The 14,232-nt window shown below is 60.0% G+C and carries 12 protein-coding genes; 1 reads left to right on the top strand and 11 read right to left on the bottom strand.

The window, feature by feature from the left end; translation table 11 throughout:
* Positions 1-16: 16 nt before the first annotated feature.
* The 6 genes from HY067_04420 to HY067_04395 all read right to left on the bottom strand — a co-directional run bounded on the left by HY067_04420 (position 17) and on the right by HY067_04395 (position 7,573).
* Positions 17-2,116 (bottom strand): enoyl-CoA hydratase/isomerase family protein, encoded by a 2,100-nt coding sequence (locus tag HY067_04420; GenBank protein MBI3527193.1) that lies wholly within the window; start codon positions 2,114-2,116, stop codon positions 17-19.
* 251 nt (positions 2,117-2,367) lie between these two features.
* Positions 2,368-3,063, bottom strand: coding sequence for an ABC transporter ATP-binding protein (locus HY067_04415; protein MBI3527192.1), 696 nt, complete (start codon positions 3,061-3,063; stop codon positions 2,368-2,370).
* Positions 3,064-3,242: 179 nt separating this feature from the next.
* Complete coding sequence (locus tag HY067_04410; protein ID MBI3527191.1) at positions 3,243-3,995, bottom strand: ABC transporter ATP-binding protein; 753 nt, start codon at positions 3,993-3,995, stop codon at positions 3,243-3,245.
* On the bottom strand, positions 3,992-5,254 hold the full coding sequence (locus HY067_04405; GenBank protein MBI3527190.1) for a branched-chain amino acid ABC transporter permease: 1,263 nt from the start codon (positions 5,252-5,254) through the stop codon (positions 3,992-3,994). Before HY067_04405 ends, HY067_04410 begins: the two co-directional genes overlap by 4 nt.
* A gap of 46 nt (positions 5,255-5,300) precedes the next feature.
* Positions 5,301-6,248: a branched-chain amino acid ABC transporter permease gene (locus tag HY067_04400; GenBank protein ID MBI3527189.1), complete on the bottom strand. Its 948-nt coding sequence runs from the start codon at positions 6,246-6,248 to the stop codon at positions 5,301-5,303.
* A gap of 80 nt (positions 6,249-6,328) precedes the next feature.
* Positions 6,329-7,573: a branched-chain amino acid ABC transporter substrate-binding protein gene (locus tag HY067_04395; GenBank protein MBI3527188.1), complete on the bottom strand. Its 1,245-nt coding sequence runs from the start codon at positions 7,571-7,573 to the stop codon at positions 6,329-6,331.
* A gap of 372 nt (positions 7,574-7,945) precedes the next feature.
* Between HY067_04395 and HY067_04390 the strand changes: the two genes are divergently transcribed.
* Complete coding sequence (locus HY067_04390; GenBank protein ID MBI3527187.1) at positions 7,946-9,586, top strand: fatty-acid--CoA ligase; 1,641 nt, start codon at positions 7,946-7,948, stop codon at positions 9,584-9,586.
* Positions 9,587-10,161: 575 nt separating this feature from the next.
* Here the strand turns inward: HY067_04390 and HY067_04385 are convergent.
* From HY067_04385 to HY067_04365, 5 genes are all read right to left on the bottom strand, one after another.
* Positions 10,162-10,926, bottom strand: coding sequence for an alpha/beta fold hydrolase (locus tag HY067_04385; protein ID MBI3527186.1), 765 nt, complete (start codon positions 10,924-10,926; stop codon positions 10,162-10,164).
* A 105-nt stretch (positions 10,927-11,031) separates the two neighbouring features.
* Entirely contained in the window at positions 11,032-11,424 is a 393-nt protein-coding gene (locus HY067_04380) for a hypothetical protein (protein ID MBI3527185.1), read from the bottom strand.
* Between the two features lie 48 nt (positions 11,425-11,472).
* Complete coding sequence (locus HY067_04375) at positions 11,473-11,925, bottom strand: nuclear transport factor 2 family protein (protein MBI3527184.1); 453 nt, start codon at positions 11,923-11,925, stop codon at positions 11,473-11,475.
* 245 nt (positions 11,926-12,170) lie between these two features.
* Positions 12,171-13,025, bottom strand: coding sequence for a glyoxylate/hydroxypyruvate reductase A (locus tag HY067_04370; GenBank protein MBI3527183.1), 855 nt, complete (start codon positions 13,023-13,025; stop codon positions 12,171-12,173).
* Between the two features lie 290 nt (positions 13,026-13,315).
* Complete coding sequence (locus tag HY067_04365) at positions 13,316-14,149, bottom strand: pantoate--beta-alanine ligase (GenBank protein MBI3527182.1); 834 nt, start codon at positions 14,147-14,149, stop codon at positions 13,316-13,318.
* Between the last annotated feature and the right edge of the window lie 83 nt (positions 14,150-14,232).

Here is a 14,232-nt window from a genome sequence, read left to right as displayed (position 1 = left end):
CTCCGTGGTTCAAGAATTAGCTGTTGAATTTCTTGCCTTCGGCTGCCAGCTTCTCAAGCAGCGCTGCCGGCTTCCAGAATTCGCCATGTGCTGAATGATAACGCCGCACCGACTCCAGCACCTTGTCCAGTCCGACCGTATCGGCGCAGAACATCGGTCCGCCGCGATAGCGTGGGAAGCCGTAGCCGTAGATATAGACGATGTCGATATCGCTCGCCCGCAGCGCGATGCCCTCTTCGAGGATTTTCGCGCCTTCGTTGACCAGCGCGTAGAGGCAGCGCTCGAGGATTTCCTGGTCCGTGATCTGGCGGCGCTGGATGCCCGCTTCGTTGGAGGCTTTCACGATCAACTCTTCGACGACCGGATCGGGAATCGGATTGCGGTTGCCGGCCTCGTACCGGTACCAGCCGGCACCGGTCTTCTGACCGAAGCGCCCGAGTTCGCAGATCTGGTCCGCCACCTTGGAATAGCGCAGGTGCGCAGGGCGGGTCGCCGCCTGGCGCTTGCGGATGTACCAGCCCACGTCGAGTCCCGCCAGGTCGCCGACACGGAACGGCCCCATCGCAAAGCCGAAATCCTCGATGACCTTGTCGACCTGTTGAGGCAGCGCGCCTTCTTCGAGCAGGAAGCCCGCTTCACGGAAATAGCCGTGGAGCATGCGGTTGCCGATGAAGCCATCGCACACGCCCGCGACCACGCCGACCTTCTTGATGGCTTTCGACAGTTTCATGGCGCTGGCCAGCACATCCTTGGATGTTTTTTTCGCGCGCACCACTTCCAGCAGCTTCATGACGTTGGCGGGGCTGAAGAAATGCAGGCCCAGCACATCCTGCGGACGCGAGGTGACCGCGGCAATTTCGTTCACGTCCAGCGTCGAGGTGTTCGTGGCGAGGATGGCGCCCGGCTTGCAGACCTTGTCGAGTTTCTCGAACACCTGCTTCTTGACCGGCATATCCTCGAACACCGCTTCGATGACGATATCGACGTCCTTGATGTCCTCGTAGCGGGTCACGCCGGTGAACAGGCCCATGCGCTTGTCCATGGCTTCCTGGGTCAACCGGCCCTTGGCCACCGTCGCCGCGTAGTTTTTGCGCACGATGCCGAGCCCTTTGTCGAGCGCCGACTGGTTCACTTCGAGCATTTTCACGGGGATGCCGGCATTGACGAAGTTCATGGCGATGCCACCGCCCATCGTCCCGGCGCCGATCAGTGCCGCGGACTTTATCTCGCGCACCGGCGTGTCCTCCGGTACGTCGGGGATCTTGCTGACCTGGCGCTCGGCGAAGAACAGATGGCGCAGCGCGCGCGATTCGTCGGTTTTCACCAGTTTCTCGAACTGCTGGCGTTCGAAGGCGACACCCTTCGCGAACGGCAGGTTGGTCGCAGCCTCGACGCACGCGGCGATCGCCCGCGGCGCTGGGTAGCCACGCCACGCCTTGCCGATGCGCTCTCGCGCGGCGGCAAAGAAGGCCTCGGCGGGCTGGTCAAGCGCCGCGGTCAACTGACTCGCGCGACGCACGCCCTGGCCCTCTTTCAAGAGCCGGTTGGCGTAGGAGATCGCGGCGGCGCGCAAATCGCCGGTAACGACCTCGTCCACGAGACCGGATTCCTTCGCTTTCTCGCTTGAGACCGGATCGCCGGCAACCATGAAATCCAGCGCCTTCTCCACGCCCATCAATCGGGGCGCTCGCTGGGTTCCGCCAGCGCCCGGGAGGATGCCGAGCTTCACTTCGGGCAGCGCGATCTGCGCACCGGTCAGCGCGATCCGGTAATGGCAGGCCAGCGCCAGCTCCAGCCCGCCCCCCATGGTGGGGCCGGAAATCGCGGCGACGATCGGCTTGGTGACGGTATCCATGTAGGCCAGCACGTCGGGCAGCGTAGCCTTGCCCGGGTCGTAGGGCTTGCCGAATTCGCTGATGTCGGCGCCGCCGCTGAAGTTGCGCCCGCCACCGATGAGCACGAAGGCGCGGATATGATGATCGTGGTCGCCTTCCTTGAGGACGTCGAAGATGCCCTGCACCACGCCCTTGTTCACCGACAGCGCATTGACCGGCGGATTGTTCAGCGCGATGACGCCGATGCTGCCCTGCTTCTGGTATTCGACGAAATTGGTCATTCAACCTCCGGGATCATAAAGAGCTGAACCACGGAGAACACGGAGGAAAGCCAAGAGCAAGAAAACAAGTCGGGGTGAAAACATTTCATTGGATCACGATCCATTGCAGTGAACATTGGCCGCACAGGTTAGCAAATAATGACCTCGTTTTTACCCCCACTTTTCTTTTCCTCGTTTTTGTTTTTCCTCCGTGTCCTCCGTGGTTCAAGACTTCGTGTTTTCTTTTTGCGCCGTGTATCTTGTACTCAATTCTAGACTTCCAGCCACTCCTTGCGAACGGCCTCGTTCGCGCGCAAACCTTCGGGCGTGCCTTCGAACACGATCTGGCCGTGGCCCATGACGTAGAGCCGTTGCGAGATCTTCAACGCGATCGTCAGCTTCTGCTCGACCAGCAGGATGGAAACGCCGCGGTTCTTGATCTCCCCGAACAGCTTCGCGACCTGCTCGACGATTTTGGGCGCAAGGCCTTCGGTCGGCTCATCGATCATCACCAGGTCGGGATCACCCATCAGGGTGCGGCACAACGTCAGCATCTGCTGCTCCCCGCCGGACATGACGCCGGCCGGCGCATCCGCCCGCGCCTTGAGCTGCGGGAACAGCGCGTACATGTCGTCGATGCTCCAGCGGCCCTTCTGGCGCGCGTTCTTCATCCCCAGCAGCAGATTCTGCCTCACCGTCAGCGACGGAAAGATGTCGCGGTTCTCGGGAACATAGCCCAGGCCCCTGCGCGCGACCATGTAGGTCTTCTGCCCATTGAGTTCCTCGCCTTTGAACTTCACCGAGCCGGTGGAATTGACCTGACCCATGATCGACTTGATGGTCGTGGAACGGCCGACGCCGTTGCGTCCCAGCAGGCTGACGATCTCGCCCTGCCCGACCTGCAAATGCACGCCGTGCAGGATATGGCTCTTGCCGTAGTAGGCGTGGAGGTCTTTGACTTCAAGCATGCGCTAAGAACGATTGAACCACGGAGAACACGGAGAACACGGAGAAAAGTCAAATAAGCGGAGATGTTTGGCACATTCTCCCAGCCGCTGGCGGTCGTTTGACGAGTCATGAATCCGTCGTTCTCCAAGTGGTGTTCTTCTCCGTGTTCTCCGTGCCCTCCGTGGTTCGTCTGTAAGTTCTAGTGTTGCTCGGTGCCGAGATAGGCTTCCTGGACCGCCTTGTTGCCGCGGATTTCCTGCGGCGTGCCGCTGGCAATCACTTCGCCATAGACCAGCACCGAAATACGGTCCGCCAGATTGAAGACCACGCTCATGTCGTGCTCGACCATGATCAGGGTGCGGCCCTCGGTTACTTTGCGGATCAACTCGACGGCTTCATCGGTCTCGCTGCGGCTCATGCCGGCGGTCGGCTCGTCCAGCAGGATGACGTTCGCTCCGCCGGCGATCGTCACGCCGATTTCGAGCGCACGCTGCTCCGCGTAGGTCAGCACGCCGGCCATCCGGTCGCGGCGCTTCGCCATGCCGATGCGATCGACGATCTCGCCGGCACGCTCGCGAACCGCCTCCAATGCGTCGACGCGATGCCAGAACGAATATTTGTAGCCCTGGGACCACAGCACCGCGCAGCGCACGTTTTCGTACACGGACATGCGCGGAAAGATGTTGGTGATCTGGAAGCTGCGCGCCAGCCCTTTGCGGTTGATGATCTCGGGCTCGAGGCCGTTGATGCTTTCCCCGTGCAGATCGATGCGCCCCGAACTGACCCCGAAGCGGCCGCTGATCAGATTGAACAGCGTCGACTTGCCGGCGCCGTTCGGGCCGATGATGGCATGGCGTTCGCCCGGGCTGATGCTCAGGTTGACGCCATTGATGATCGAAGTGCGTCCGAAGCTCTTGCGCACGTCGTGCAGTTGCAGGGCTGCCACGCTCATACGGCCCCCCTCTGCTGGAGTTCGACCGTCAGGTTTTCCCAGGCGCGGCCGACCACCCTTTTTACGCCATAGACCAGCGCTATGCCGATGACGAACACGATCGCGGTTCCAATCCAGTAGCGGCCTTGCATCGGGTCGAGCATGAAACCGAAAAACGAGAATGCCTTGCTGGACGTTTCCTTGGCCTCGAAGTGATAGATCATTTCGATCAGTGCGAAGAATCCCGCCAGCATGACCGAGCCGGCAATCGCCGCGATCGCATAGGAAGGCACCAGACGCCGCACCAGACGCGCATTCCATACCGGCTTATGCAGTGCGATCAGGTTGGCGATGCCGCCCGGCGAAAACATGATGATCACCAGGAAGAACAGGCCGAAGTACAACAGCCAGGCCTGGGTGTAGTTGGATAGCGCCGATTGCAGCAGCGTAACGAGCACGGCGCCGATGATCGGACCCCAGAAATGGCCGATGCCGCCGATGAACGCCATCAGCACGACGTTGCCGGACGCCACCAGGCCGAGCGTTTCGGCGGTGACGATTTCGTAGTTGATCGCCGCCAGGCCGCCGCCGATGCCGGCGAAGAAACTGGCCAGCGACATCATCAGCCAGCGCACGCGGGTCGGGTTGTAGCCGACGAATTTGGCGCGTTCCGGATTGTCGCGCACGGCGTTCGCCATGCGCCCGAGCGGCGTCCGCGTCAGCGCGAACATCGCGATCATGGCGACGAGGCACCATCCCGCGATCAGATAATAGACCTGGATCTGCGGGCCGTAACTGAGTCCGAGAAAGGGCTTGCCCACGGCGCGGTTGGTGGCGATGCCGCCTTCGCCGCCGAAAAAGGCGGTGAACATCAATGCACTCGCAGCCACCATTTCGGCAATGCCGAGCGAAATCATCGCGAACGGCGTTCCGGCGCGCCGCGTCGTCACGAAGCCTAACAGCAGTCCGAACACGAGCCCGGCCACGCCGCCGATCAGTGGCACCAGGGTGACCGGAAACCATAATTTGCCGGCGCCGATCAGGTTCAGGGCGTGCGCACAGAAGAACGCGCCCAGGCCGAAGTACACGGCGTGTCCGAAAGACAGCAGCCCGGTCTGCCCGAGCAGCATGTTGTACGACAGCGCAAAGATGACGGCAATGCCCATCTGCGACAGCATCGACAGCGCGAAGCTCTGGGTGAAGATCAGCGGAAGCACAGCGAAGGTCAGCGCCACCGCCACCCAGAACACGATCCTGGGTGGGGTCAGCACCGGCGTCATGCTGGCGCTCCGCGGGAGATGCCGGATACCCGTGTCGGTCAGCACATCAACTCTCCCGTGTACCCATGAGGCCGCGCGGGCGCACGATCAGCATCAGCACCATCAGCAGGTAAGGCAGCACCGGTGCGGTTTGCGAGATCGTGATCGACCAGAGGCCGTGCCACGCCGATGTCGAGGCGACATTGATACCGACTTTGCCGAGAATGTCGAGCATCGAATAATCGATCGCGACGGAAAACGTCTGCAGCGCACCGATGATCAACGACGCAAGGAAGGCGCCGGCGAGCGAACCCATGCCGCCGAATACGACGACGACGAAGACGATGCTGCCGACCGCGGTCGCCATGCCGGGTTCGGTAATGAATGCATTGCCGCCGATCACGCCCGCCAGTCCGGCCAGCGCAGCACCGCCGGCGAACACCAGCATGAACACCCGTGGCACGTTATGCCCGAGCGACTCGACCATGTCCGGATGGGTGAGCGAAGCCTGGATCACCAGGCCGATGCGGGTGCGCGTCAGCACAAGATACAAGGCCAGCAGCATGCCGACCGAGACCAGCATCATGAAACCGCGATAGGCCGGATACTGAGTGGTATACAACGTGAACAGCGTGAAATCGAGCTGGGCTGGAATGCGGTAATCCACCGGCGCACGTCCCCAGAGCAGGTGCACCACCTCTTCGATCACATACGCCAGACCAAACGTGAACAGCAATTCGGCCACATGCCCGAACTTGTGCACGGTGCGCAGGCCGAAGCGTTCGGTTGCCGCGCCGAACCCGCCGACGATCAGCGGTGCAATGAACAGGGCGGGCCAGAACCCCACGTACAGGCCCGTCTGGTAAGCGAAGTAGGCGCCGAGCATATAGAAGCTCGCATGCGCGAAATTCAGCACGCCCATCATGCTGAAAATCAACGTCAGCCCGGAGGACAGCATGAACAGCAGCAGCCCGTAGGACAGGCTGTTCAGCAGGGTGACGAGAAAGAATTCCATGGCCGGATCAGTGACTGGTGATTAGTAATTGGTGACTGGCAGATTGAGGATTCTCCTAATCACAAATCACCAATCACCAATCACGGCTTTTGGAACTTGCAGGTCGTCTGCATCACGGTATCCTTGCCTTCGACACGTGCGTCGGTACGAAAACCGAGCCCGGTTTTCTCGACGTCGAATTTGACGTCCTTGCCGTTGGCTTTGACCAGCGTGGAAATGTAGAGCGGCTGCACCAGTTGATGATTGTCCGCGCGGATGGTGACCTCGCCGGAATCATCCTCGAACTTGAGGTTTTCCAGCGCCAGCGCGACCTTCGCCGGATCGGCACTCTTTGCTTTCTCGATCGCCAGCGCGAGCGCAGTGACCGACTCGCGGATCGACGAGTAATACAGATCGTCCTTGACTTCAGGGAAACGGGCACGGTACTCGGTATTGTGATCGGCAGCCTGTTTTCCACCGATGTTCGAGTGCCAGGTGGTCACTTGCTTGACGTGGCCGGCCCCTGCGTCGCCGAAAGCCGTTACGGCGCCGGCCGCGCCGGTGTAGTACGTGTAGTAGTCCGCCTTCAACCCGGCTTCCTTGCCCGCCTTCACCAGCAGCGCAAGATCGTTGCCCCAGTTGCCGGTGATGACACTGTCCGCACCCGAGGACTTGATCTTGGCGACGTAGGGCGCGAAATCCTTGACCTTGCCCAGCGGATGCAGGTCATCGCCGACGATTTCGATGTCCGGCCGTTTCGCGGCGAGCATCGCCCGCGCGGCCTTGGTCACCGCCTGGCCGAACGAATAGTCCTGGTTGATCAGGTAGACCTTCTTGATGTTCTTCTGCTGCGCCATGTAATTCGTCAGCGCCTGCATCTTCATGTCGCCGTCGGCGTCGAAGCGGAAGTGCCAGAAATTGCATTTGTCGTTGGTCAGCGCAGGATCGACCGCCGCGTAGTTCAGGTACAGGACGCTCTTCTGCAGATTGCGTTCGTTGTGCTTGGCCACTGCGTCCGTCAGCGCGAGCGCGACACTCGAGCCGTTGCCTTGCGCGATATAGCGGATGCCCTGGTCGGCCGCCTGCTTGAATACCAACTGGGCTTCCTGCGGGCTGGTCTTGTGATCGAAGGGCACGATTTCGAATTTGACGCCGCCGAGCACACCACCGCGCGCATTGACGGTTTCCGCGGCGAGCTGGAAGTGCCTCAGCCCGATTTCACCGACGTTCGCGAACGGTCCGCTCAGGCCCTCGATGTACGCGATCTTGATGGTGTCCTCGCCTCGCGCGGCGGCCGGCAGCATCGGCGCCAGGATTGCGATCGACAGCAACAACGCGGCCTTCATGGATCTCATCGTTTTTTCTCCTCAATGGAAGGACAACGCGCGGCCGGCGACCTTGAATGAATGCACGGGAACCAGGGACACGGTCGTGGGCGTCATCTGTCTAGTTATAGTTTGGATCTGTCCGGCTTCACTCATAGCCGCTCGCCGACCGGGTTCGAGCGCCGTACCGACTGCCAGGGTGCCTGACTGTACGGGCCGGATTCTATTCGCAAAGCAGCGGCGTTGTAAACGCGTTGCCAGTCCGGGAAACCATGCACCGGCCCTCTTTTGCACTGCAACGAACACAAGCGCATCCGCGTTGCAGGACGGCCGCGTTTTGCCGGGTCAAGCTGCTAGAATCCGGGCAAATCGAACAATAGGGGGGAGCCTGCCATGCAAGGCCTGATGATGGACGTTCCGCTGCTGATCTCGTCGTTGATCGGGCACGCGGATCGCTACCACGGTGACACCGAGATCGTGTCGCGGCTGGTGGAGGGAGGAATTCACCGGTATACCTACCACGACGCCCATCGCCGCGCCAGGCAACTGGCCAACGCGCTCACCGCGCTCGGCGTGAAGACGGGAGACCGCGTCGGTACCCTGGCATGGAACGGTTACCGGCATCTGGAAGCCTTTTACGGCATCTCAGGCATGGGGGCGGTGATGCACACCATTAACCCGCGCCTGTTTCCGGAGCAGATCGCCTACATCGCCAATCACGCCGAAGACGCTTACGTCCTGTTCGATCTGACTTTTGTACCCTTGATCGAGAAGCTTGCGCCGGCATGCAAAAGTGTAAAGGGCTGGGTCGTCATGACCGACCAAGCGCATATGCCGCAGGCCGGCATCGCCAATCTGTTGTGCTACGAGGACCTGCTCAACGCGCACTCGGATGATTACAAGTGGCCGGAATTCGACGAGCGCACCGCGTCGTCGCTGTGCTACACCTCGGGCACGACCGGCAATCCCAAGGGCGTGCTGTATTCGCACCGCTCCACCGTAATCCACGCCTATGCGGCGGCACTGCCCGATGCGCTGGACGTTTCCGCGCGCGACGTGTTGCTGCCGGTGGTGCCGATGTTCCATGCCAACGCCTGGGCCCTGCCCTACAGTTGCGCCCTGGTCGGGGCCAAGATGGTGCTGCCCGGAGCCCAACTCGACGGCAAGAGCCTGTACGAGTTGTTCGAGACGGAGCGGGTCACCGTGTCGGCCGGCGTGCCCACCGTATGGCTCGCGCTGCTGCAGTACATGGGGCAGAACAAACTCAAATTCAGCACCATGAACCGGACCGTTATCGGCGGCTCGGCGTGTCCACCCGCGATGATCCGCTCCTTCCAGGAGGACTACGGCGTGCAAGTCCTGCACGCCTGGGGCATGACCGAAATGAGCCCGATCGGCACGGTGAGCACGTTCAAAGCCAAGCACCTGGACCTGCCGAAGGAACAGAAATACGCGATCCAGAACAAGCAGGGCCGTACCGTTTACGGCGTGGATATGAAAATTGTGGGCGATGACGGCAAGGATCTGCCTTGGGATGCCAAGGCCTTCGGCAACTTGCTGGTGCGCGGCCCGTGGATCAGCAACGGATACTTCAAGGGCGAGGGCGGCGACCCGATGCGCAAAGACGAGAAAGGCAAGGACTGGTTCCCCACCGGAGACGTGGCCACCATCGACGTCGACGGTTACATGCAAATCACCGATCGCTCCAAGGACGTGATCAAGTCCGGCGGCGAGTGGATCAGCTCGATCGATCTCGAAAATACCGCCGTGGCGCATCCCGCCGTTGCCGAGGCCGCGGTGATCGGCATCGTCCATCCCAAGTGGGACGAACGCCCGCTGCTGGTGGTCGTGAAGAAAAAGGACACGCAAGTCACACGCGAAGAGCTGCTGAAATTCTTCGAAGGCAAGGTCGCAAAGTGGTGGATGCCGGACGACGTGGTATTCGTCGAGCAGCTACCGCACACCGCGACCGGCAAACTGCTCAAGACCAAGCTGCGCGAAGACTTCAAGGACTACAAGCTGCCGACCGCCTGAAACCTTCGCTCCAGGTCACGGTTGCACTTTCCTTTGCAGTGACTATTCCTGCTTTGACCGACTGGCTTTCCACACCTCAATATCAGTATCGGCCGTAGTAATTGATCATTTGGAAAATCTCGTTTGAGGTGATGGAGATGAGGTTAGTGCTTCTGACTACATTCCTCTTGCGCGCAGTTGCGTGTCTTTCTATATCCGTTGAGCTTTCGGCCTGCGCTCCTTTAAGTAAGTGCGCATGAAAATTTTAAGAACATGATGCGGAGCCACGTCGGCCTAAGCATCGATGATCCGTATGCCTATATTAACCGTTATCCAGAGAACCGCATTTCCAAGAAGGGACTACCTAACGGCAATTTAGAGGATCATTTCCGGCGTGGTCACAACAATCGTTGTGACATTTATTTCGAGATCGATAAAACGACCCGGAGGATCGTTGATTGGCGCTATGAGGGGGATTGCTATCTTCCACTTTAGCAGGCGCAGCGGGACCAACCGGGTCACGATGAGATAGCCACAGATTTGGTGGACGGTAAATTAGGACAAGGTTCCAGAGCGCTCCGGGTCCGTCACCCCATTCATGGTATGCCCTTCAGCGACGGTAAATACGCCGCACTTTCGGATATCGAGTTGTGACCAACGCCAGGGATGACCTTATAGGAGGCAACGCCCGGCGCGAAGCGAGAATAGAGTAGCTCTGTACTTGATCGGGGAATGACTTCGTCGAATTCGGCGGCGAGGATCACGGTGGGCGCGCTTACGCGAGGCGCATAGCGCCAGGATTCGAACTTGTCCAAGAGCAGCCACCGCACTGGAATGTACGGAAACTGCTGCACGGCCAGCTCCTGGAGGCTGTCGTACGGCGTCACGAGCACGAGCCGCGACACCGGTCGGCTGCTTGCGAGGCGGATTGCAATACAGCTACCCAAGCTGCGGCCGACAACGACGACGTTTGGATGCTCTGCGTAAACCTTGTCAAACAGGGCAAGGGCATCTGAGGTCAAGGCCTCCTCGGATGGTTTTCCGGAACTACCGCCGTATCCACGATAGTGAAGCAAGTACAGCGCGTAGTCGGGAAACGCGTTGGAGAGGGAGGGAAGATTGGCCGAGACGTCCTCGGCGTTTCCGCCGACGTACAGCAACGCTTTCGCACCCGCGTGTGGCCTGACGGAGATTTGCAGCTCTGCGCCTGGCACGAGAAGCTTTGCCGTCGTATCGCCGGAGCCGAAGGCCCTGTGTTGCGGGAAGTAGATCAGAGAACGCTGGAAGAAGAAGAGAGCGGCGCACAAGCCAACGTACACCACCACGACCGCCACAATGACACCGATGATTACGCGGTACATAGGCTAACGCGATGTCGTCAACCGGGCGCCGTCGCGCGCAGCGCGGCGGGAACTCGACAGCGCAGCTGTCGGACGCTCCTCCAGATTGCGGGGTTGGGCATAGTCTTAACTTACGTGAATCAATTGATCCTCAGATAAACCCTCTGGCAAGTCGCCGTCTGCGGCATATCCAAAGCCAAGGCCGACAGAAAAGCTTGGTATCCCCAGTGCGGTCACCAGGTCTGCGTGGCGCTCGTTTGCAAAGACATAGCCGTCATCATCGTAACCAGATTTTCGGAGAACCTCTTCAACGCGATCCAAAGCCGAACTGTCGAATGCTGCACATAGAATTTCCGCGTTACCACCAGCAGGCGGAGAGGGCTCCGCATCAGAGTCAAAGTAGCCTGGGGAGGAATCGTATTCGTCGGTAATCTCACCAGCAGAGCGGCCCTCAACGGCTGCAGCGACGGCGGTTTGGTTCCCGCTGCGAACCGTGAGGTTTACGTAGAAGCTACCCATGACCGTGCCTCTCCCTATGCCCAATGTTCCGGTTGTGGCGCAACGTATTCACGAGCTCTCGAGATTCGGATTGCCGTCAAGGTACTTCAGGTTGAATTTGAACTTGGAAATTCTCCACTTCCCGGCAGTTTTCAGAAGCTCAAAGTCATAGCTTCCGACAAACGTACGGGTGTTCACGTTGGTCTTGTTGGGCAGATAGTGACTCGCGATGCCGTAACAGAAGGCTTCAGCCTTAATGCCGGAAACGCGGACTATGTAGTTTCCCGCCTGATGATGTATCGCCTTGAGTGGCTTGAGCCCGGCATCCCACGCGGCGACAATCTCGTCGGGTGCCATCTTTTGGGGGTCGCCCGCGCCAAGGGAAGACATGTCGAACAGTACGCTTGACGCGAAACAACTCTTCACAAGAGCCCAGTCTCGATTATCGGTGCCTATGAAGAGCTCGTTGATTGTTTCGATGATCCGCGTTTGATCGATCATCATTTCAAGTTCGTTCGCCATACCAACCTTCCGTGTGAGGGGAGTCGCGCTCCAACAAGATACAGATACAATTTTTGCGGCCTATCTTGGCCGACCTTTACGTAAATGCCAGTGTACTTCTTTGATTGAAAACATTGTGCATGCCGTACACAAACGGCTTCCAGATTAGGCCGCAAATCCCGAGGTAAAGCCCTGCCTTTCTGGCGAACTCCGCACGCCGCCTTGGATAGACGCAACAATCCAGACCATCGCGCGTGCAAGGTGAGCTAGTAGCCTTTGGCGCGATCCACGAGGCCCAGCGGGAACTCGCCGCGTTCCAGCCGCCTGATGTTGTCGACGACCTGTGCTTCGGATTCCGAAGCAAGTGTCGGCGCCGCCACGTGCGGCGTGACGATAACCTTCGATTGACGCCAGAACGGATGCGTGGCGGGCAGAGGTTCCTGCTCGAACACGTCCAGCATCGCCCCTGCAAGTTGGCCTGAGTCCAGCATGGCAATCAGATCGACGTCGACTACGTGCTCTCCTCTGCCGATGTTCACGACGTAGCTGCCGCAAGGCATTGCAGCGAAAGTACGGGCGCTGAGAATTCCGCGTGTCTCGGGTGTCAGCGGCAGCACGTTCACCAGCACCCGCGTGTGCGCAAGAAACGGCTCGAAGCCTGCCGCTCCGGCAAACACTTCGACGCCCTCGACGGGTTTGCCGCTTCGGCTCAAGCCGGCAACAGGATATCCTTGCGCGGCGATTCGCTGCGCCACGGCGGCACCGATCACGCCGAGTCCCATCACGCCGGCCGGCCATTGCCTGGCGAGCGATTCGTCGCGAGGCTGCCAGATCGTGGCCCGCTGCTGGCCGAAGTAATCCGACATGCGCCGCTGGAAATGCAGCACCGCGTAGAGCGCGTATTCCGCCATCGGCCCCGGCAGTCCCGCGTCCACCAGCCGCACCACCGGGACATTGGCCGGCAACCCGGGATCGCTCAACACCGAATCGACGCCGGCACCGAGCACCAGGATCGCCTTCAGATTGGGCAATCCGGCAAGCGCACCCGGCGGTTGCCTCCACGCCAGGGCATAACGGATTGCGTCTCGCTGTCCGGTATCCGGCCAAACGCGAAACGCCATGCGCGGAAAGGCACGAGCACAGGCTAGGCGCCAGGGTTCGGGCGATTCGGACTGACTGCAGAAGAGAATCGTCACAAAGGAAATTCTTGAACCGCAGAGAATTATTTTCAATACCCCCTTCAGGGGCGCGCCGAGGAAAACAAGAAAAACTGAAACGGGAAATTTGATCGCTCACTGCAAGGCTGCGAGAGTCGTCGCATAGTCCGCATTTTCACTGCGTTCCTTCCGGTTATTCCTCTGCGTCCTCTTTTTTTTCTCCGCGACCTCCGCGTCAACGCTTTTTTTCGCAGTTACGGCGCCTGCACTTCAATATTGTCGATCAGCCGCGTCTGGCCGAGCTTGGCGGCGCCGAGTATGACGAGTGCCTTGTCATTGGGGTCGGGACGCAATACGGCGCGCTGGTTGCGCACCACCACGTAGTCCACGTTCCACCCATGCCGCGCGAGGAGCGCACCGGCCGCGTATTCCATCGCAATGAAATTGCGGTCGCCGCTGAGCACCGCGTCCCGGACTCCGAGGATAGCTTCGCGCAACCGCGTTGCTTCCTTTCTTTCCTCGGCGGACAGGTAGCGGTTGCGCGATGACAGCGCCAGGCCGTCCTCGGCCCGCACGGTTTCCGCCGGAACGATTTTGATCGGCAGCGCGAACTGGTCGACCAACTGGCGCACGATCGCCAGTTGCTGGTAATCCTTCTTGCCGAACACCGCAATCTGCGGTTGCACCGTGTTGAACAGTTTCAGCACCACCGTGGCCATGCCACGAAAATGCCCGGGCCGGAAGCGGCCCTCGAGCTTGTTGGCCACCTTCGGCAAATCGACGTAGAAGGTTTGCGGCTCCGGATACATCTGCTTCTCGTCCGGTGCCCACACGATGGTGTTGCCTTCGGCATCGAGCTTCGCGCAGTCGTCTTCCAAGGTACGCGGGTATTTGTCGAAGTCCTCGCCCTGTCCGAACTGCAGCCGATTGACGAAGATGGTGGTGACCGTCACGGGAGCCTGGCTGCGCGCGATGCGCACCAGGCTCAGGTGCCCGTCATGGATGTTGCCCATGGTCGGCACGCAGGCGACCTGCGTTTCACGCTTGAGCCGTTCGCGCAGTTCGGCGACTGTCTTGATGACTTCCATTTTTTAGGGGCTAGGGACTAGGGGTTAGGGAGTAGGGGGCAGGGAAAGACAACATGGCGCCGCCATGTTTGTTTTAGACCCTA

The organism is Betaproteobacteria bacterium, from assembly GCA_016194905.1.
In the GTDB taxonomy this organism is placed as follows: Bacteria; Pseudomonadota; Gammaproteobacteria; order Burkholderiales; family JACQAP01; genus JACQAP01.
This window is presented reverse-complemented; position numbering and strand designations above follow the sequence as displayed.

What these genes read in the sequence shown, in the direction of transcription:
- HY067_04420 (MBI3527193.1), bottom strand. Translation starts at nt 2,116, where the DNA reads ATGACCAATTTCGTCGAATACCAGAAGCAGGGCAGCATCGGCGTCATC.
- HY067_04415 (MBI3527192.1), bottom strand. Translation starts at nt 3,063, where the DNA reads ATGCTTGAAGTCAAAGACCTCCACGCCTACTACGGCAAGAGCCATATC.
- HY067_04410 (MBI3527191.1), bottom strand. Translation starts at nt 3,995, where the DNA reads ATGAGCGTGGCAGCCCTGCAACTGCACGACGTGCGCAAGAGCTTCGGA.
- HY067_04405 (MBI3527190.1), bottom strand. Translation starts at nt 5,254, where the DNA reads ATGACGCCGGTGCTGACCCCACCCAGGATCGTGTTCTGGGTGGCGGTG.
- HY067_04400 (MBI3527189.1), bottom strand. Translation starts at nt 6,248, where the DNA reads ATGGAATTCTTTCTCGTCACCCTGCTGAACAGCCTGTCCTACGGGCTG.
- HY067_04395 (MBI3527188.1), bottom strand. Translation starts at nt 7,573, where the DNA reads ATGAAGGCCGCGTTGTTGCTGTCGATCGCAATCCTGGCGCCGATGCTG.
- HY067_04390 (MBI3527187.1), top strand. Translation starts at nt 7,946, where the DNA reads ATGCAAGGCCTGATGATGGACGTTCCGCTGCTGATCTCGTCGTTGATC.
- HY067_04385 (MBI3527186.1), bottom strand. Translation starts at nt 10,926, where the DNA reads ATGTACCGCGTAATCATCGGTGTCATTGTGGCGGTCGTGGTGGTGTAC.
- HY067_04380 (MBI3527185.1), bottom strand. Translation starts at nt 11,424, where the DNA reads ATGGGTAGCTTCTACGTAAACCTCACGGTTCGCAGCGGGAACCAAACC.
- HY067_04375 (MBI3527184.1), bottom strand. Translation starts at nt 11,925, where the DNA reads ATGGCGAACGAACTTGAAATGATGATCGATCAAACGCGGATCATCGAA.
- HY067_04370 (MBI3527183.1), bottom strand. Translation starts at nt 13,025, where the DNA reads ATGGCGTTTCGCGTTTGGCCGGATACCGGACAGCGAGACGCAATCCGT.
- HY067_04365 (MBI3527182.1), bottom strand. Translation starts at nt 14,149, where the DNA reads ATGGAAGTCATCAAGACAGTCGCCGAACTGCGCGAACGGCTCAAGCGT.